This is a genomic window from Streptomyces sp. NPDC102441, assembly GCF_044765585.1.
GTDB lineage: Bacteria > Actinomycetota > Actinomycetes > Streptomycetales > Streptomycetaceae > Streptomyces.
Map to the genome: position 1 here is coordinate 82,380 of NZ_JBIWKH010000019.1, position 16,302 is coordinate 98,681.

Annotated in this window: 15 protein-coding genes; 9 read left to right on the forward strand and 6 right to left on the reverse strand. The window is 71.3% G+C overall.

Going from position 1 to position 16,302, the window contains the following annotated elements; translation table 11 throughout:
* Nucleotides 1-80 precede the first annotated feature (80 nt).
* Nucleotides 81-911 (forward strand): carbohydrate-binding protein, encoded by an 831-nt coding sequence (locus ACIREO_RS33905; protein WP_404117305.1) that lies wholly within the window; start codon nucleotides 81-83, stop codon nucleotides 909-911.
* A gap of 97 nt (nucleotides 912-1,008) precedes the next feature.
* Here ACIREO_RS33905 and ACIREO_RS33910 read toward each other — a convergent pair whose 3' ends face one another.
* Entirely contained in the window at nucleotides 1,009-2,715 is a 1,707-nt protein-coding gene (locus ACIREO_RS33910; RefSeq protein WP_404117311.1) for a bifunctional 3'-5' exonuclease/DNA polymerase, read from the reverse strand.
* A 132-nt stretch (nucleotides 2,716-2,847) separates the two neighbouring features.
* Here ACIREO_RS33910 and ACIREO_RS33915 point away from each other — a divergent pair, with 132 nt between their 5' ends.
* Genes ACIREO_RS33915 through ACIREO_RS33925 form a run of 3 tightly spaced genes read left to right on the forward strand, consistent with a single transcriptional unit; the run spans nucleotide 2,848 to nucleotide 7,119 of the window.
* Entirely contained in the window at nucleotides 2,848-3,777 is a 930-nt protein-coding gene (locus ACIREO_RS33915; RefSeq protein WP_404117313.1) for an NADP-dependent oxidoreductase, read from the forward strand.
* 28 nt (nucleotides 3,778-3,805) lie between these two features.
* Entirely contained in the window at nucleotides 3,806-4,981 is a 1,176-nt protein-coding gene (locus tag ACIREO_RS33920; RefSeq protein ID WP_404117315.1) for a DUF2786 domain-containing protein, read from the forward strand.
* Between the two features lie 56 nt (nucleotides 4,982-5,037).
* Nucleotides 5,038-7,119 (forward strand): FUSC family protein, encoded by a 2,082-nt coding sequence (locus ACIREO_RS33925; RefSeq protein WP_404117318.1) that lies wholly within the window; start codon nucleotides 5,038-5,040, stop codon nucleotides 7,117-7,119.
* Nucleotides 7,120-7,131: 12 nt separating this feature from the next.
* Here the strand turns inward: ACIREO_RS33925 and ACIREO_RS33930 are convergent, their stop codons facing one another.
* The gene (locus ACIREO_RS33930) at nucleotides 7,132-7,617 is read right to left on the reverse strand and encodes a hypothetical protein (RefSeq protein WP_404117321.1); all 486 of its coding nucleotides are present in this window, start codon (nucleotides 7,615-7,617) and stop codon (nucleotides 7,132-7,134) included.
* A gap of 278 nt (nucleotides 7,618-7,895) precedes the next feature.
* Between ACIREO_RS33930 and ACIREO_RS33935 the strand changes: the two genes are divergently transcribed.
* The gene (locus tag ACIREO_RS33935) at nucleotides 7,896-8,138 is read left to right on the forward strand and encodes a DUF397 domain-containing protein (RefSeq protein WP_056793446.1); all 243 of its coding nucleotides are present in this window, start codon (nucleotides 7,896-7,898) and stop codon (nucleotides 8,136-8,138) included.
* A gap of 43 nt (nucleotides 8,139-8,181) precedes the next feature.
* Here the strand turns inward: ACIREO_RS33935 and ACIREO_RS33940 are convergent, their stop codons facing one another.
* Nucleotides 8,182-8,748 (reverse strand): ATP-binding protein, encoded by a 567-nt coding sequence (locus tag ACIREO_RS33940; RefSeq protein ID WP_404117324.1) that lies wholly within the window; start codon nucleotides 8,746-8,748, stop codon nucleotides 8,182-8,184.
* A 315-nt stretch (nucleotides 8,749-9,063) separates the two neighbouring features.
* Here ACIREO_RS33940 and ACIREO_RS33945 point away from each other — a divergent pair, with 315 nt between their 5' ends.
* The 3 genes from ACIREO_RS33945 (at nucleotide 9,064) to ACIREO_RS33955 (ending at nucleotide 12,210) form a co-directional block, all read left to right on the forward strand.
* The gene (locus ACIREO_RS33945) at nucleotides 9,064-9,948 is read left to right on the forward strand and encodes a helix-turn-helix domain-containing protein (RefSeq protein WP_404117327.1); all 885 of its coding nucleotides are present in this window, start codon (nucleotides 9,064-9,066) and stop codon (nucleotides 9,946-9,948) included.
* 54 nt (nucleotides 9,949-10,002) lie between these two features.
* Nucleotides 10,003-11,460: an aldehyde dehydrogenase family protein gene (locus tag ACIREO_RS33950; protein ID WP_404117330.1), complete on the forward strand. Its 1,458-nt coding sequence runs from the start codon at nucleotides 10,003-10,005 to the stop codon at nucleotides 11,458-11,460.
* 108 nt (nucleotides 11,461-11,568) lie between these two features.
* Nucleotides 11,569-12,210 (forward strand): PadR family transcriptional regulator, encoded by a 642-nt coding sequence (locus ACIREO_RS33955; RefSeq protein ID WP_404117333.1) that lies wholly within the window; start codon nucleotides 11,569-11,571, stop codon nucleotides 12,208-12,210.
* Between the two features lie 123 nt (nucleotides 12,211-12,333).
* On the opposite strand, the gene ACIREO_RS33960 is transcribed toward ACIREO_RS33955, so the two are convergent.
* Genes ACIREO_RS33960 through ACIREO_RS33970 form a run of 3 tightly spaced genes read right to left on the reverse strand, consistent with a single transcriptional unit; the run spans nucleotide 12,334 to nucleotide 14,805 of the window.
* Entirely contained in the window at nucleotides 12,334-13,758 is a 1,425-nt protein-coding gene (locus ACIREO_RS33960) for a glutamate decarboxylase (RefSeq protein WP_404117336.1), read from the reverse strand.
* A gap of 11 nt (nucleotides 13,759-13,769) precedes the next feature.
* A complete protein-coding gene (wrbA, locus tag ACIREO_RS33965; protein WP_404117339.1) occupies nucleotides 13,770-14,393 on the reverse strand; it encodes an NAD(P)H:quinone oxidoreductase in 624 nt (207 codons plus the stop codon).
* A 46-nt stretch (nucleotides 14,394-14,439) separates the two neighbouring features.
* Entirely contained in the window at nucleotides 14,440-14,805 is a 366-nt protein-coding gene (locus tag ACIREO_RS33970; protein WP_404117341.1) for a YbjQ family protein, read from the reverse strand.
* A 148-nt stretch (nucleotides 14,806-14,953) separates the two neighbouring features.
* Between ACIREO_RS33970 and ACIREO_RS33975 the strand changes: the two genes are divergently transcribed.
* A complete protein-coding gene (locus ACIREO_RS33975) occupies nucleotides 14,954-16,267 on the forward strand; it encodes a DedA family protein (protein ID WP_404117344.1) in 1,314 nt (437 codons plus the stop codon).
* Nucleotides 16,268-16,302 lie beyond the last annotated feature (35 nt).

Here is a 16,302-nt window from a genome sequence, read left to right on the forward strand (position 1 = left end):
GGCTCCTCCGCCCACGAGGCACGTGACCGAACTCCACGAGACACGCGTCCGAGGAAACTCCGTACACCGAGGAAGCAGCCATGACCGAGAGTTCATCCTCCGAGGCCGGTCCTTCCGGCCGCCCGATCAGCCGTAAGAACCTTCTGCGGGCCGCCGTCGCGGCGAGCACCGTGCCGCTGATCGCCGGCGGGGGCATCGCCCTCGCTCGTGACACCGGCGCCGGTGGCACTTCCCTGGCGCTCACGCCGGCCTGCGACGACGGAGACGATCCGACCCCCGAGCAGATGGAGGGCCCCTACTTCAAACCCGACTCCCCGCTCCGGACCAGCCTGGTGGCGTCCGGTACCCCCGGCACGCCACTCACCGTCAGCGGTTACGTCTTCGGCCGGGCCTGCGAGCCGCTGCCGGGGGTGCTGCTCGACTTCTGGCAGGCGGACGACGGCGGGGCGTACGACATGAGCGGCTTCGCCTTCCGCGGGCACCAGTTCACCGACGCGAAAGGGGCCTTCACGCTCACCACGGTGGTCGCGGGCCTCTACCCCGGACGTACCCGGCACATCCATGTGAAGGCCCAGGCGCCGGGGCACCCCGTGCTGACCACGCAGCTGTACTTCCCGGGGGAGCCGCGCAACGCCACCGACGCCCTCTACGACCCGGCGCTGCTGATGAACGTGCGCACCGCGGGGCCCGGGCGGCAGGGCACCTTCGACTTCGTGCTCGATGTCGACCAGCAGCCGGACCCCACCGATCCGCCCACCGGCCCCCCGGGCGGCACCTGGACGGCGGGAACCTCCTACCGGGCCGGTGACCGGGTGATCCACGACGGCGTCTCCTACCGATGTCTCCAGGCACACTCGGCGTTCGCCGGGTGGGAACCGCCGCTGGTCCCCGCGCTCTGGGAGCGCGGGTAGACACGCGGCAGCGGCCCGGGCCGGGACTCCGTCCCCGGTCCGGGCTTCCGGCCGTCTTCGTCGCGGTCCGCATCCTGCCGTCGCCCTTGCGACCGGGCTACTTCGCGTCCGAATAGCGCTCGACGACCGCCGTGCTGAACGGGAACCGCACCGGCGTCTCCCCGAACGCGACCCGGCCGGCCAGCTCGCCCGCCTCACGGATCGCCTCCACCACGGCGGGCGCCTCCTCGGCCGGACAGTGCACGATCACCTCGTCGTGCTGGAAGAAGACCAGCTCCGCCCGCATCCCGGCGGCGGAGAGCGCCCGCCGCAGCGCCGCCAGGAGCAGCAGCGCCCAGTCCGCCGCGCTGCCCTGCACCACGAAGTTCCGGGTGAAGCGGCCCCGCGCCCTGGCGTTCGACGAGGCGTAGCCCGGGGTGAAGCCGTACGTGCCGGTGCTCTCCCCGGCCGGCGGCTCCTCGCTCTCCTGCGGGATGCCCGCTTCCCCGTCCTCTCCCGCCCCGGCGGCGGGCGGGCTCGTGCGGCCCAGCCAGGTGCGGACGAGGCGGCCCTCCTCGCCGGCCTTCGCCGCGTCGTCGACGTAGGCGACGGCATGCGGGAAGCGCCGGCGCAGCGCCGCCAGGTTCTTCAGGCCGTCGCCCGAGGTCTGCCCGTAGATCGCGCCCAGCAGCGCGATCTTGGCGTGATCGCGGTCGCCGTGGAACGCGCGGTCGGACAGGGCCTTGTAGAGGTCGCCGTCGTGTCCGGCCACCTCCATCAGCCCACGGTCGCGGGAGATCGCGGCCAGCACGCGCGGCTCCATCTGGTCGGCGTCGGCCACGACCAGCCGCCAGCCCTCGTCGGCGACGACCGCCTGGCGTATCACCTTGGGGATCTGCAGTGCCCCGCCGCCGTTGGTCGTCCAGCGTCCGCTGACCGTGCCTCCCGGCTGGTACTCCGGGCGGAACCGGCCCTCGCGCACCCAGTCCTGGAGCCAGCTCCAGCCATGGGCGGTCCAGACGCGGTACAGCTTCTTGTAGCGGATGAGCGGCTCCACCGCCGGGTGGTCGAGCTCCTCCAGCTCCCACCGCCGGGTCGACTTCACCTTGATCCCGGCCTGGGCGAACGCCTTCACGACATCGGCAGGCAGATCGGGCCGCACCCGTCTGCCGAACGCCGCCGACACCTCGTCCGCGGCCTCGGCCAGTCTCCGGGGCTCGCCGCCGCCCGCGTAGCGCTCGCCGAGCAGGTCGTCCAGCACCTCGCGGTGCACATCGGCGCGCCAGGGGAGCCCGGATCTGTTCATCTCGGCGGCGACCAGCATGCCCGCGGACTCGGAGGCAGTGAGCAGCCGCATCCGCCCGGGGTGCTCCGTCGCCTCATGGCGGCGGAGCTGCTCGGCGTAGACCTCGAGGAGCGCCTCGAACGGCAGATCGGTGCCGGAGCGCGGCTCGAAGAGGGAGGACTGGGAGCCGGGCTCCGCCGAGCGGGGCGGTGGATCGGGCGGCACCGGCGCGTGGCGCAGCCGGGCCCAGGCCGCCGCGGCGGAGCGGGGTTCCCCGAGCCGCCCCTCGTGGCCGAGCAGCAGCAGCTCGGCGCACTCGATGTCGTAACACCGCTCGATCCGCACGCCCGCCGCGAGCAGCCGGGGGTAGATCCCGCCGGTCGAGCGCCAGACCCAGCGGGACACCTCGGGGCGGGAGCGGACGGACTCGGTGAGGTCGGGCTCGGCCAGGACGGGACCGGCGGGCAGGCCGCCGCGCGTCAGCGGCACGAGGAGTGCGCCGCCCCCCTCCGCGGTGGCCAGAGCCCAACGTTCGGTCATGGGCCGAGTCTTGCACCCGGCACTGACAGCAGCCCCGGCTCACCGGGCGGGCGCGCCGGACTGCCGCGAGGATCGAAGTGCTGGTGCGCGCGGTGCGTACCAGGAACACGGCAGGCGGCGGAGGAGACGGCGATGGAAGCGATCGTGTACGAGGAGTTCGGCGGCCCCGAGGTCCTGCGCCGGGCCCGGGTCGAGGACGTCCACGCCGGCCCCGGGCAGATCCGGGTGGAGGTCAGGGCCGCCGGGGTCAACCCGGTCGACCACAAGATCCGCAACGGCTGGATGGAGGCGGCGTTCCCCACCCCGCTGCCCGCCACACCCGGCAGCGAGTTCGCCGGGGTGGTCGACGAGACCGGCGAGGGCGTCACGGAGTACGCGGTCGGCGACGAGGTCCTCGGCCGGAGCACGACCGGCGCGTACGCCGCGTACGTCCTGGCCGACGTGGGAGCCGTCGCGCGCAAGCCGCAGGGACTGGGCTGGGCGGAGGCGGCCGCGCTGCCCGTGGCGACCGCGACCGCCGCCCGGGTCCTCGACGAGCTCACGGTGTCCGCGGGAGAGACCCTGCTGGTGCACGGGGCGTCCGGCGCGGTCGGCTCCGCCGCCATCCAGCTGGCCGCGGCCAGAGGCGCCACCGTCATCGGGACCGCCTCACCGGCCAACCACGACTATCTGAGGGTGCTCGGCGCGGTCCCGGTGGCGTACGGGGAAGGACTGGTGGAGCGGGTGCGCGAGGCCGCGCCGCAGGGCGTGGACGCGGTGTTCGACGTGGCGGGCAGGGGCGCGCTGGCGGACTCGGTGGAGCTGCGCGGCGGTACCCCCGACCGGATCGCCACCATCGCCGACCCGGACGCGGCCCACTACGGGGTGGCGTTCTCGGCGGGTGGCGGGAACGCCCCGGACGGGAGCAGGCGGCTCGCGGAGTACGCGGAGGCGGCGGCCGTCGGCGGCCTGCGGATCCCCGTCGAACGGACGTTCGCCCTCGGTGACGCGGCACGGGCCCAGGAACTGAGCGAGGCCGGACACGTGCGCGGCAAGCTCGTCCTGCTCCCCGGGGAGCGCTGAGCGCCCGGCCGCCGCCTACGCTGGTCCGATGGAATCGGTGATCGACCGGGCGTGTGCCGCGGCCCTGTATTCGGACGGCGACGCGGGCCTGGACACCGGCGCCTCCCTCCTCGCGGCGGACCCGTCCGCAGACGAGGAGCTGCACCTCCGGGGCCAGGAGTTCGTCCGGCGGGCGTGGACGCGCGGCTGGCAGCCCGCCGACGTCGTACGGACCGTCCGCCGCGAGCTGGACGAAGCCGGCGCGGCGCTCGTCTCCGCCCTGATCACGGCGGAGACGGCGGGGTACGGCCGGCTCCCTCCACGCTGGGCGGACCAGCTCGCCGCCATGCCCGCCCCGGCGCCGCGCAACCGGCCCGACCGCTTCACCTACGCCTCCGCGCTCCTGGAGCTGTACAGGCTGCTGCTCCGGCTCCCGGCCGTCGAGCCGGTCGGGCCGGTGCCCGGCACGGCCGCCGACGCCGGGTACCGGCCGCCGGCCCACGGTGAACCCCGCATGCTCACCAGGATCCGGGCGCTGCTCGCGAAGGCGGAGGCGACCGGTTTCCCGGAGGAGGCAGAGGCGCTCACCACCAAGGCGCAGGAGCTGATGGCCCGGCACAGCATCGACGAGGCGCTCCTCGCCGCCCGGACGCACAGCGCCGATACCCCGGGGGCTGTCCGGATCGGGGTCGACGCCCCGTACGAGAGCGCGAAGGCCGTCCTGCTCGACTCCGTCGCCTCGGCCAACCGCTGCCGCGCCGTGTGGAACAGCGATCTCGCCTTCACCACGGTCGTGGGCTTCGAGCCGGACCTGGAGGCCGTGGAGCTGCTCTTCACCTCCCTGCTGGTGCAGGGCACCGCCGCGATGACGAAGGCGGAGGCCGGGCAGCGGGCCGGCGGACGCAAGCGGACCAAGACCTTCCGGCAGTCCTTCCTGATGGCGTACGCCCAGCGACTGGGCAGCCGTCTTGCGGCGGACACCGAGCGGGTCACCGCCGCGGCCGGCTCGGAAGCCGCTGCCGAAGCCCGCGAAGGTGACCCCGGGGCTCTGCTGCCGGTCCTGGCGGCCCGGGACGTCGCCGTGACCGACACCGCGGAGCAGATGTTCCCGAGGACCACCACGGCCCGGCTGCGCGGGGCGACGGACGCGGAGGGCTGGAACCACGGCACGGCAGCGGCCGACCGGGCCAGGATGGGTGGAGGCGGACCGGAGATCCGCCGCTGAGGACTGCCCGGAGCGGCATAAGTCCGGTTTGCTGTGAATCCGGCTAGTCTCCGTCCATGAGCTGGCTCCGGGCGCTGAGGGAGACGGCCCGCTCGGGGCTGTCGATCGAGCGACGGCGTCTCGAACCGCTCATCGCGGTGCGCGGCGCCGCGGGTCTCGCACTCGTCGTCGGGGTGAGTCTCGCGCTGTTCGGCCCGGTGATCGCGGTCGGTTCGGCGTTCGGCGCGCACCAGGCGGCCATCGCATCCTTCCAGCGCAGCTGGCGTCCCCGGCCGGTTCTCGCACTGGTCTCCGGAGCCAGCCTGGCCGTGTCGACGTTCGTCGGCTATCTCAGCGTGTCCCACACCCTGTTGTTCCTGGCCCTGCTCATCCTCTGGACCTTCGCGGCCGGGATGGCCTGGGCGGCTGGTTCGACGGGCGGCATCATCGCGGGCTCCAACGTCGCGATCATGCTGGTCACGGTCACCCTGCCCACCTCGGTCGCCGACGCCGCCGCCCACGCCGCGATGATGGCGCTCGGCGGGCTCGTCCAGGCGACGCTGATCGTGCTGTTCCCGGTGCGCAGATGGGGAGCCCAGCGCGACGCGCTCGCCGACGCCCTGGCCGCTGAGGCCGACTACGCCCGCAGACTGCGCAACGACCCGGTGGCGCCCTTCGACCCCGTACCGCTGATGACCGCGCGCAACGCCGCCGCCGTCACCCCCCGCGAGGCCCGGCGCCGCCCCGCCGATCTGCACGGCGCGCGCGGGGTCGCCGAGCGGCTGCGGCCGGTCCTCGCCTCGCTGGCGGATCCCGCCCTGGGAGTCCCGGCCGAGGGCCCCGAGCGCTACTGGGCGCGGGAGATCCTCGGGTCCGCCGGATCCCTGCTCGACTCCGCGGCCCGGGCGGTACGCCACGGCGACCCGGTGCGGCTGGACGAGACGGCGCTCTCGGTGCTGAAGTCCCCCGACACCGAGGTGATCCTCACCGGCCCGCCCCGCAGGGCCGCCGACCGGCTCACCTCTCTGCTCGCCGATGTCATCGAGATCGCCGAGGGGACCGGTACGGACGACCGGACGCCCGGCGAGCCCCTCATCCCGCACCGCCGTCGGCCCACTCTGCTGCGGCTGGTTCCCGTCGTCTACGGCTCCATGCGCCGTGAACTGTGCCGAGGATCGACGATCCTGCGTCACGCGGAACGGGTGTCGGCGGTGACCGCGGCCGGCTACCTCATGGGGATGGTGCTGCCGTTCGGCCATGGGTACTGGGCGCCCATGACCGCCGTGATGGTGATGCGCCCCGAGTTCACCCATACGTACTCGCGGTCCGTGGGCCGCTTCATGGGCACGGTGATCGGCGTCGCCGTCGCCACCGGCATCGTGCAGGCCGCGCACCCGAACGCGGAGCTCTCCGCCCTGCTCGCCGTCGCCAGCGCCGCGCTGATGTACCTGCTGATGCGCACCGGATACGCGGTCGGCCAGGTCTGTGTCTCCGCCTACGTCGTCTTCCTGCTCGGGATGGCGGGCGACGACTGGTCCCAGACCGTGCCCGAGCGGGTCGTGCTGACCCTCATGGGCGGTCTGCTCGCGATGGCGGCGTACGCCCTCTACCCGGCCTGGGAGACCCCGCGACTGCGCGACCGGCTCGCCACCTGGGTGATCACGGACGGGCGCTACGCGGCCACGGTCCTCGACCGGTACGCCGATCCCTCGTCCAGGAGCCTGGAGGAGGTGCGCACCGCACTCCTCACCACCCGGGAGGCCCGCGTCGCCTGGCAGGAGGCGCTGGAGACGGCCCAGCCCGAGCCCGTACGCCACCGGGGCATCTCCCGGACCGCCGCCGCGGACGCCCAGGCCGCGCTCGCCCAGTTCGGCCGGGTCGCGATGCTCATGGAGGCCCATCTGCCCGCGGCCTCCGCCACTCCTGTGCCCGAGGCCGCCGGGCTGGCCGAAGCGCTGCGCCGTGCCACGGAGGAGGGTGCGAAGGCGGTGCGGGAGCGCCGTGTCCCCGACTGGGAGCCGGTCAGGGAGGCCCTGGCGCGCCGGGACGCCGCCGATGGGCCACCGCCCGACTCCTTCGTACGCAACGGGGCCACCCTGCTGCTCCGCGCCCTGGAGGACTTCTCGCGGGCCCTGGAGATCAGCAGCGGGCGGGCGTGAGCCAGGGGCGCGTCAGGGGGCGGGGAGCTCCGGCAGGTCCGTCGGCAGCGCGGTGGCGTCGGTCCTGGACAGGGTGTCCTCGGCCCCGGCGTCCCAGGAGATGACGAGCTTCTCGCCGTCGTTGGACTCGACGGAGCCCATGGTGCGGTCGGTGTTCCCGTCGAGGCACTTCAGCGCGAGCATCACCTCGCCCATGTCCTTCACGTCGCCCTGGCAGATGTGCTTGCCGGCCGAGAGCGCGACCTTGCCCGAGGTGACCGACAGGACGACGGGCAGGCTGTCGGACGTGCCCGTCCAGGTGCCCTCCAGCGCGGTGGCGTCCGCGTCCCCGGATCCGCCCTCCTTGCCGCCTGTTCCGGACGAAGAGGTCTGCCCGGAGCCGGCTCCGGGCTCCGGAGCCTTGTCCGAGGCGGGGTCGTCACTGCCGCAGGCGGTGAGGGCGAGCACGGCGACGAGACCGGCCGCGGCAAGAGCGCCGGAGCGCGGAAGGCTGTCCATAGGTGAGTTCCTTCTTGTGGATTCACTGCCGAAAGACCGCGCCAAGCTACCAGGAGTGAACAGAACAACTCGGGGAAGTGGGAGTCAAATTGGCGTGCCGTTCGTCTGTTCCTCATAGAGGCGGGGGACGGGTGCACAGATGGGTGAGCGGATCAGCGGCAAAACTGTAATCGCGCGCGCACCGGGTGTGCACGTGCATCTGCTCATGCATTGGCATATGAACACAGCTATGATCCGAGCTAGTCGACACTTGCACCTTGCAACTCGGGGAGCGTCCTGTGCACCACGTGTACAACGGCATGGCGGCCACAGAGCTTCGCGGGGTCGTCTGGCAGAAGAGCAGACACAGCAACTCACAAGGATCATGCGTGGAGTTCGCGAAACTGCCCGGAGGGAACGTGGCGATGCGGAACTCGCGCCACCCCGACGGGCCCGCGCTGGTCTATACGCCTGCGGAGATCGAGGCGCTGCTGCTGGGCGTCAAGGACGGGGAGTTCGACCACCTGGCCACCGGCGGCTGAGCGCGCGGGCGACCCGCACGGGCTGAGGCGGGCGCGGACAGGACTACAGGCTGTCGGGGAACGCGTCGACCGTGACGTGCAGCTCCGGCGCCGGGCGGTCCGTCAGCCGGAACAGGGCCCAGACCACCTTGCCGAACCCTCCTTCGGGCGGAGTGTCCCCGGCCGGCACGGGGGAGGGGTGCCAGCCCCAGCCGTCGCTGAACGACTCGACGAGGAACAGCCCCCGGCCGGACTCGGCGGAATCCGGCGCCTCTCCCGCGACCGGGCCCTTCTCGCTGGGATCGCGCACCGCGCACACCAGGCGCGAGGACCAGCGCATCAGATGCAGTCGTACGGAGGAGTCCTGACGCGCCCGCGCCGTAGCGGTGTCGGACGGCAGGGCGTGCCGCAGCGCGTTGGTGACCAGCTCGGACACGACCAGGGCCACATCGTCGAAGCGCTCGCCGAGGTCCCAGGAGTTCAGCGTCGTACGGGTGAACTTCCGCGCCCCGCCCACGGCCTCGTACCGGGCCGGCAGCGTGCAGGAGGCCGAGCCCGCGACCGCCGAGGGGTCGATGGGCGGAAGCCCCTGCCGTAACGGCCCGAGCATCGTCGATCCATTCGTCCCCATACGAGGCACTCCCGGGATTCGCGGCTGTAGCGGCACTGCTTGTAGCGGGCACTGCGGGTACAGCGGCACAACACGAACGAGCATGCAGGTGCGCGGGGCCCATGGTTCCGAATGCGCCGAGCAGATGCAAGGGCAGATGCACGTGCACGCGGGGAGTCTGCCCGGTAGCGTGACGGTTCGGGTCATTTCTTCCGCTTCACAGTTTTGAAGCTTTCGGAAAGTCTTGCCATTTCTGTAATCGAATGAGTACGGGCTGAAGCGTTTTGGTGGCAGAATCCGCCTCCGGGGTGCGGGGGCCCCGAAGTACGGGAAGCGATGGGGAGGGCTGGGAAGCCGGTGTCGGCAGGCGAGTCGAGTGGTTCTGTGGTGCGGCGCATCCTCTTGGGCTCTCAGCTCAGGCGCCTGCGCGAGTCGCGGGGCATCACCCGTGAGGCGGCCGGCTACTCCATCCGCGCCTCCGAATCGAAGATCAGCCGCATGGAGTTGGGACGGGTGAGCTTCAAGGCCAGGGACGTCGAGGACCTGCTCACGCTGTACGGAGTCACGGACGAGGCGGAGCGGGATTCGCTCCTCGGCCTGGCCCGTGAGGCCAACGTGGCGGGCTGGTGGCACAGTTACGGCGATGTGCTGCCCGGCTGGTTCCAGACGTATATCGGTCTGGAGGGGGCGGCCTCGCTCATCCGGATCTACGAAGTCCAGTTCGTCCACGGGCTGTTGCAGACCGAGGCGTACGCCCACGCAGTCGTCGCGCGCGGCATGCCCGGCGCTCCGGCGGCCGAGGTCGACCGCAGGGTGGCGCTACGCCTGGCGCGGCAGAAGGCGCTGGTCTCCGAGCGCGCCCCGCGCTTCCACGCGGTGCTCGACGAGGCTGCGCTGCGGCGTCCGTACGGCGGGCGCGAGGTGATGCGTGCGCAATTGCGGCATCTGATCGATATGTCGGAGCAGCCGAACATCACCCTGCAAGTGATGCCCTTCAGCTTCGGTGGTCATGCCGGTGAGAGCGGTGCATTCACGATGCTGCGATTCCCGGAATCCGATCTGTCGGACATCGTCTATTTGGAGCAGCTGACAAGTGCGCTCTATCTGGACAAGGCCGAGGAAGTCGCCCAGTACGAAAAGGCCATGGTCCGGCTCCACGAGGACAGCCCGGGGCCCGAGGAGAGCCGGGATCTTCTCCGCGGTCTCCTTCAACTGACGTGATTCGCCAGTACGATGAGTACCCGACAGGAGTCTGCGCCTGCAGTAAGGGATTGCATGTCCTTCCCCAGTGAACTGGCCCGCCAGTACATCGACGGCGAGTGGCTGACCGGCAACGGTGAGTGGGACATCATTGATTTCAATCCTTACAACGGCGAAAAACTCTGCTCCGTCACCGTGGCCACCGCGGCGGAAGTCGACCTGGCCTACCGGGCCGCCGAACGCGCGCAGCGGGAATGGGCGACGACCGGTCCTTATGAACGGCGGGCCGTTCTGGACAACGCCGTGCGGCTCGTCGGGGAGCGCAGTGGCGAAATCGTCGAGCTGATCATCGATGAGCTCGGTGGTACGCGGGCGAGGGCCGAATTCGAGGTGCGGGCCGCGCAGGAGTTTCTGCGTGAGGCCGCAGGACAGGCGATGCGCCCGTCGGCCCAGCTGCTGCCCTCGCTCGCCGACGGCAAGGAGAACCGGGTCTACCGGCTTCCCGTCGGCGTGATCGGCGTGATCAGCGCCTTCAATTTCCCCTTCCTGGTGACGGTGAAGACCGTCGCCCCCGCGCTCGCGCTCGGCAACGCTGTCGTGGTGAAGCCCCATCAGAACGCTCCGATCGCCGGCGGGAGCCTGGTCGCCCGGATCTTCGAGGACGCGGGGCTGCCCGCGGGGCTTCTCAACGTCCTGATCACCGACAGCGCCGAGATCGGCGACGCCTTCGTCCAGCACCCCGTGCCCAAGGTGATCTCCTTCACCGGTTCGGACCGGGTCGGCCGCCATGTCGCCGCCGTCGCCGCCGGGCTGTTCAAGAGGACCATCCTCGAACTGAGCGGCAACAGCGCCTTGGTCGTGCTGGAGGACGCCGACCTCGACCACGCGGTCCGGGCCGCCGTCTACAGCCGTTTCCTGTTCCAGGGGCAGGTCAGCATGGCCGCCAACCGCATCCTGGTGGACCGGTCCGTGGAGAAGGAGTTCGCCGAGCGGTTCACCGCCGCGGTCTCCGCCCTCGTGTCGGGGGATCCACGCGATCCTGACACCCGGATCGGGCCGGTCGTCGACGCGTTCCAGGCCGAGGCGCTCACCGCGCTGGTCGACGGGGCCATCGAGGCCGGTGCCACCGCGCTCGTACGGGGCCGTACGCGCGGCAATCTCGTCGAGCCGACGGTGCTGACCGGGCTGCCGGAGGGGTCACCGCTGCTGGAGCAGGAGATCTTCGGTCCTGTGGCGCTGCTGGTGCCGTTCGACGGTGAGGAGGACGCCGTGCGCATCGTCAACGACAGCCCCTACGGGCTGAGCGGCGCCGTCCACACGGCGGACGCCGAGCGCGGGGTGCGGTTCGCCCGGCGTATCAGGGGCGGGATGTTCCACGTCAACGGCGCGACCGTGCAGGACGATCCGGCGGTCGCGTTCGGGGGCGAGAAGAGGTCCGGCATGGGACGGCTGAACGGCGAGGCCGCCGTGGAGGCGTTCACCACCCGTAAGTGGATCTCGGTGCAGCACGGGCGAACGGTCTTCCCTTTCTGAACCGGTTCTGAACCGGGTTCTGCACCGGGTTCTGAACCGGGGCCCTTCGACCCGGGCGCCGAAGAGGCGGGCTACCCTGGTCAAAGTTGACTACAAAGGGTGAGTGGTATGTCGGCGATCCGCCTCCTGGTCCTGGGTGCAGTGCGCCGGCACGGCCACGCTCACGGCTATCAGGTGCGCAACGACCTGGAGTACTGGGGCGCCCACGAGTGGTCCAACGCCAAGCCCGGGTCGATCTACCACGCACTCAAACAGATGGCGAAGCAGGGACTGCTCGTCGCCCACGAGGTCGCCCCGTCCACGGCCGGTGGCCCGCCCCGCACCGAGTACGAGGTCACCGACGCGGGCACCCAGGAGTACTTCACCCTGCTGCGGGCCTCGCTGACCTCGTACGACAAGAGTGTGGACGTGCTCTCGGCCGCCCTCGGCTGCATCGTCGACCTGGAGCGGGCCGAGGCGCTGGAGCTCCTGCGGGAGCGCATCACCGCCATCGAGGGCCGGCGGGCCGCGGTCACGGAGCACTACACGCCGGAGGAGGGCCCGGAGGCGCTCGGGCACATCGGCGAGATCATGAACATGTGGGTGCACTCGGCGGACGCGGGGGCGGAGTGGACCCGTGGCCTGATCGCACGGATCGAGGCGGGGGCGTACACCTTCGCGGGTGAGGGCGAACCGTTCGTCGGGGTGCTCGCCGAGGGGCAGACAAACTCCTGTGCCACAGGTGTCACAGACCCAGGGGGCTCCCGCTGATCAAGTCTGACGAATCATCCCGGGCGCACCCTCACCTCGCTAGTCATGTTTGACTACTTGAGCGAGGGGGGCGGGTGGGCGCCGGGAGCGACGAGCCGTTCGGGCTTGCGGACACCGGGCGCCTCAGTGGTGGAAGGCCGTCTGGACCCCCCGATCCCGGTTCAGCGGGTGCGCCTGGGCACGGAGCTCGGGAAGGAGCCGGCGCAGGTCGTCCAGGAGCAGCTCCGCGAGATCCGAGGAGAAGCCGTTGCGGCAGACCACGCGCAGCACCGAGAGGTCCTGGCGGTTGGCGGGGAAGGTGTACGCGGGCACCAGCCAGCCGCGCTCCCGCAGCCGCCTCGACACGTCGAAGACGTCGTACGCCTTCACTTCGGGTTTCGTCGTCAGGGCGAACACCGGGAGTTCGTCGCCCCGGGTCAGCAGCCGGAAGTCGTCCAGGGACTCGAACTCCGTGGCCAGGCGTCGCGCGATGTCCCGCGACGCCTGCTGAACGGCCCGGTAACCCTCCCGGCCCAGCCGCAGGAACGTGTAGTACTGCGCCACCACCTGCGCGCCGGGCCGGGAGAAGTTCAGGGCGAAGGTCGGCATGTCGCCGCCCAGGTAGTTGACCCGGAAGACGAGCTCCTCGGGCAGCTCGGACGGTGAACGCCACAGCACCCAGCCCACGCCCGGGTAGACCAGACCGTACTTGTGCCCGGAGGTGTTGACGGAGGACACCCGGGGGAGCCGGAAGTCCCACACCAGGTCCTGGTCGAGGAACGGCGCCACCATCGCCCCGGACGCCCCGTCCACATGGACCGGGATGTCGAGACCGGTGCGCTCCTGGAGGTCGTCCAGCGCCGCGCACAGCTCGGCGATCGGCTCGTAGGAACCGTCGAAGGTGGACCCGAGGATCCCGACCACGCCGATGGTGTTTTCGTCGCACAGTTCGGCGGCCGCCTGCGGATCCAGATGGAAACGCTCGCCGTCCATCGGGACCTGGCGGGGCTCCACCTCCCAGAACGTGCAGAACTTGTCCCAGCAGACCTGCACATTGACGCCCATCACCAGATTGGGCCGGGCGGACGCCGGATAGCGGTCGGCGTTCCTGGCGGACCAGCGGCGCTTCAGAGCCATTCCCGCAAGCATGCAGGCCTCGCTGGAGCCCGTGGTCGAGCAGCCCACGGTGGCCGCCGGATCGGGGGCGTTCCAGAGGTCGGCGAGCATCGCCACGCAGCGCCGCTCCAGCTCGGCGGTGCGTGGGTACTCGTCCTTGTCGATCATGTTCTTGTCCCGGCACTCGGCCATCAGCACACCGGCCTGGGGCTCCATCCAGGTGGTGACGAAGGTCGCGAGATTGAGCCGGGAGTTCCCGTCGAGCATCAGCTCGTCGTGGACGAGCCGATAGGCGGTCGACGGCGGCAGGGGGCCGTCCGGGAGGGCGTGCGTCGGCGGAGCCGCGACCATCGGGGCGGTCGGGTCGGCCTCCCCGAAGAACGGGTTGAGGGCGAGTCTGCGGTGCTCGTCGGACGGAGCGGGCCCGCCGTGCGAACCCTTGTGGAGAGGCATGGACGGGCTCCTCAGTTCTCGGCCGCGAGTCCGGCCTTGACGGCCCGGGTGAACTTCACGACGCGCTCGGCCTGGACCCGCGCGGCGGTCAGGGTCTGCTCGCCGACCGGGATGTCGCCCTGCCCCGAGACATGGGAGGTGCCGTACGGGTTTCCGTCCACGAACTTCGAGGGGTCCGTGTATCCGGGAGGGACCAGGATGCCGCCGAAGTGGTAGATCGTGTTGTACAGCGCGAGCAGGGTGGACTCCTGGCCGCCGTGGGTGGTGCTGCTGGCGGTGAAGCCGCTGTAGACCTTGTCGGCGAGCTGTCCCGACTGCCAGAGGCCACCCAGCGTGTCGAGGAACTGCTTGAGCTGGGCGGTGACATTGCCGTACCGGGTGGGCGTGCCGAAGATCACCGCGTCCGCCCAGACCATGTCGTCCGGCGAGACCTCCTGGATGCCGGCGGTCGCCTTCGCGTGCTCGGCCCAGACCGGGTTGGCGTTGATGGCAGCCTGGGGCGCGAGCTCGGCGGCCTTGCGCAGGCGTACCTGCGCGCCGGCGTTCTCGGCGTCCTGTGCGAGGGCCTTGGCGATCGTGGAGACGGTGCCGGTGGAGGAGTAATAGACGACAGCGACGTTGACGGACGTGGGCATGCGGGAACCTCCGGGGTGGGAGAGGGGGAGGGGGAGGGGGAGCCGGTCAGGACCTGCTGATCACGGCCGCCGTTCCGTAGGCGCAGACCTCGGTGCCCACGTCCGCCGCCTCGCTCACGTCGAACCGCATCATCAGCACCGCGTTCGCGCCGCGTGCCCTGGCCTGGTCGACGAGCCGCTCCATCGCCTGGTTGCGGGTCTCGACGAGCGTCTTGGTCAGCCCTTTCAGCTCGCCGCCGATCATCGACTTCAGACCGGCCCCGATCTGGCTGCCGAGGTGACGGGAGCGGACTGTGAGTCCGAACACCTCGCCGACGACCTGCGTCACCTGATGGCCGGGTACGTCGTTCGTGGTGACGACCAGGACGTCCGCCTGGGGTGTCTGTCCGCCGCCGTAGTCCTCAATGCCCATGGTGTGGCACCTCCTGCGGAAAGCTTTGCCCCGGTTCGTTCCGCGCGCATCCTTGCTTACGCCAGTGGAACCCAGGCGTCCGCCGCAGCGTTGATAGCTTGGGGCGGCCACGCAGCCGCGCACACCGACCAACCTGGAGCCCGGACCCTTGAATACGCTTGCGCTCGGCCCGAGCTGGCTGGACCCGGATTATCTGCTCAACACCTTCGGGCTTCCCGGCCTCCTGCTCATCGTGTTCGCCGAGTCCGGGCTGCTGATCGGCTTCTTCCTGCCCGGCGACTCCCTGCTGTTCACCACGGGTCTGCTGGTGACGACGGGCGACCTGAAGTACCCCCTGTGGCTGGTCTGCCTCCTGGTCGCCCTGGCGGCGATCATCGGTGACCAGGTCGGCTATCTCTTCGGGCGAAAGGTGGGACCGGCGCTCTTCAGGCGCCCGGACTCCCGTCTCTTCAAGCAGGAGAACGTCGAGAAGGCCCACGAGTTCTTCGAGAAGTACGGCCCGAAGTCGCTGGTGCTGGCCCGCTTCGTGCCCATCGTCCGTACCTTCACGCCGATCATCGCCGGTGTGAGCCGGATGGACTACCGCTCGTTCATCACGTTCAACGTCATCGGCGGCGTGCTCTGGGGCGTCGGCGTGACGCTGCTCGGCGCGGGCCTCGGCAAGATCGACTTCGTGCACGAGCACATCGAGCTGATCCTCATCCTGATCGTGCTCATCTCCGTGGTGCCGATCGCGATCGAGTTCCTGCGGGCCCGCAGCAGGTCGAAGAAGGAAGGCGCCGAGCGGCAGGGGGACGGCCACGGCCCCTCGGACGGCGGCCCCGCGGGCGGCCCCCACGGCGGAGCCGGCGACGACGGCCAGGGCACTGCCGCCTACCGGTACACCGGCGACCAGCCGGCGTCGTACGACGCCGGCGCGTACGGGAGCCAGTACGGCACCGGCCAGGCGGGTCAGGACCAGTACGGCACCGGCCAGGCGGGTCAGGACCAGTACGGCGCCGGCCAGGGCGCGCAGTACGGCGAGGGTCAGTACGGCGGGCAGTACGGCGGCCAGGGCGGCGCCCGGTACGGCAGCGGTCAGTACGGCGGCCAGGAGCCTCCGTACGGCGCTCAGTACGGCACCCAGCAGGGCGACGGCCGGCAGGGCAGCCAGTACGGCGCCCAGGGGCAGTACGGCACGGACCACCAGGGCGGCAGCGGGTACGGCGGCCAGTACACCGGCGACCAGGGTCAGTACGGCGGCCAGGGCGACCGGTACGGCGCCGGTCAGTACGGCGCCGCGGATCAGGGCGGTCAGTACGGCAACGGCGGCCAGGGCGGCCAGTACGACGGCGGGTACGGCGCCGGGCAGCCCGGCCCGTACACCGACGGTGGCGCCCCCTACGGGGGCCGCCCCGCGGCCGGCCAGGGCGACAGCCAGGACGACGACCCGGGTCGTTACGGGTGGCAGGACAGGCGCTGACTCTCCCCGCGCGCACCGACGGCGCCCCGGTCCCC

Excerpts from the sequence above, each read along its gene's own strand:
- ACIREO_RS33905 (WP_404117305.1), top strand. The coding sequence starts at position 81 with ATGACCGAGAGTTCATCCTCCGAGGCCGGTCCTTCCGGCCGCCCGATC.
- ACIREO_RS33910 (WP_404117311.1), bottom strand. The coding sequence starts at position 2,715 with ATGACCGAACGTTGGGCTCTGGCCACCGCGGAGGGGGGCGGCGCACTC.
- ACIREO_RS33915 (WP_404117313.1), top strand. The coding sequence starts at position 2,848 with ATGGAAGCGATCGTGTACGAGGAGTTCGGCGGCCCCGAGGTCCTGCGC.
- ACIREO_RS33920 (WP_404117315.1), top strand. The coding sequence starts at position 3,806 with ATGGAATCGGTGATCGACCGGGCGTGTGCCGCGGCCCTGTATTCGGAC.
- ACIREO_RS33925 (WP_404117318.1), top strand. The coding sequence starts at position 5,038 with ATGAGCTGGCTCCGGGCGCTGAGGGAGACGGCCCGCTCGGGGCTGTCG.
- ACIREO_RS33930 (WP_404117321.1), bottom strand. The coding sequence starts at position 7,617 with ATGGACAGCCTTCCGCGCTCCGGCGCTCTTGCCGCGGCCGGTCTCGTC.
- ACIREO_RS33940 (WP_404117324.1), bottom strand. The coding sequence starts at position 8,748 with ATGGGGACGAATGGATCGACGATGCTCGGGCCGTTACGGCAGGGGCTT.
- ACIREO_RS33945 (WP_404117327.1), top strand. The coding sequence starts at position 9,064 with ATGGGGAGGGCTGGGAAGCCGGTGTCGGCAGGCGAGTCGAGTGGTTCT.
- ACIREO_RS33950 (WP_404117330.1), top strand. The coding sequence starts at position 10,003 with ATGTCCTTCCCCAGTGAACTGGCCCGCCAGTACATCGACGGCGAGTGG.
- ACIREO_RS33955 (WP_404117333.1), top strand. The coding sequence starts at position 11,569 with ATGTCGGCGATCCGCCTCCTGGTCCTGGGTGCAGTGCGCCGGCACGGC.
- ACIREO_RS33960 (WP_404117336.1), bottom strand. The coding sequence starts at position 13,758 with ATGCCTCTCCACAAGGGTTCGCACGGCGGGCCCGCTCCGTCCGACGAG.
- wrbA (WP_404117339.1), bottom strand. The coding sequence starts at position 14,393 with ATGCCCACGTCCGTCAACGTCGCTGTCGTCTATTACTCCTCCACCGGC.
- ACIREO_RS33970 (WP_404117341.1), bottom strand. The coding sequence starts at position 14,805 with ATGGGCATTGAGGACTACGGCGGCGGACAGACACCCCAGGCGGACGTC.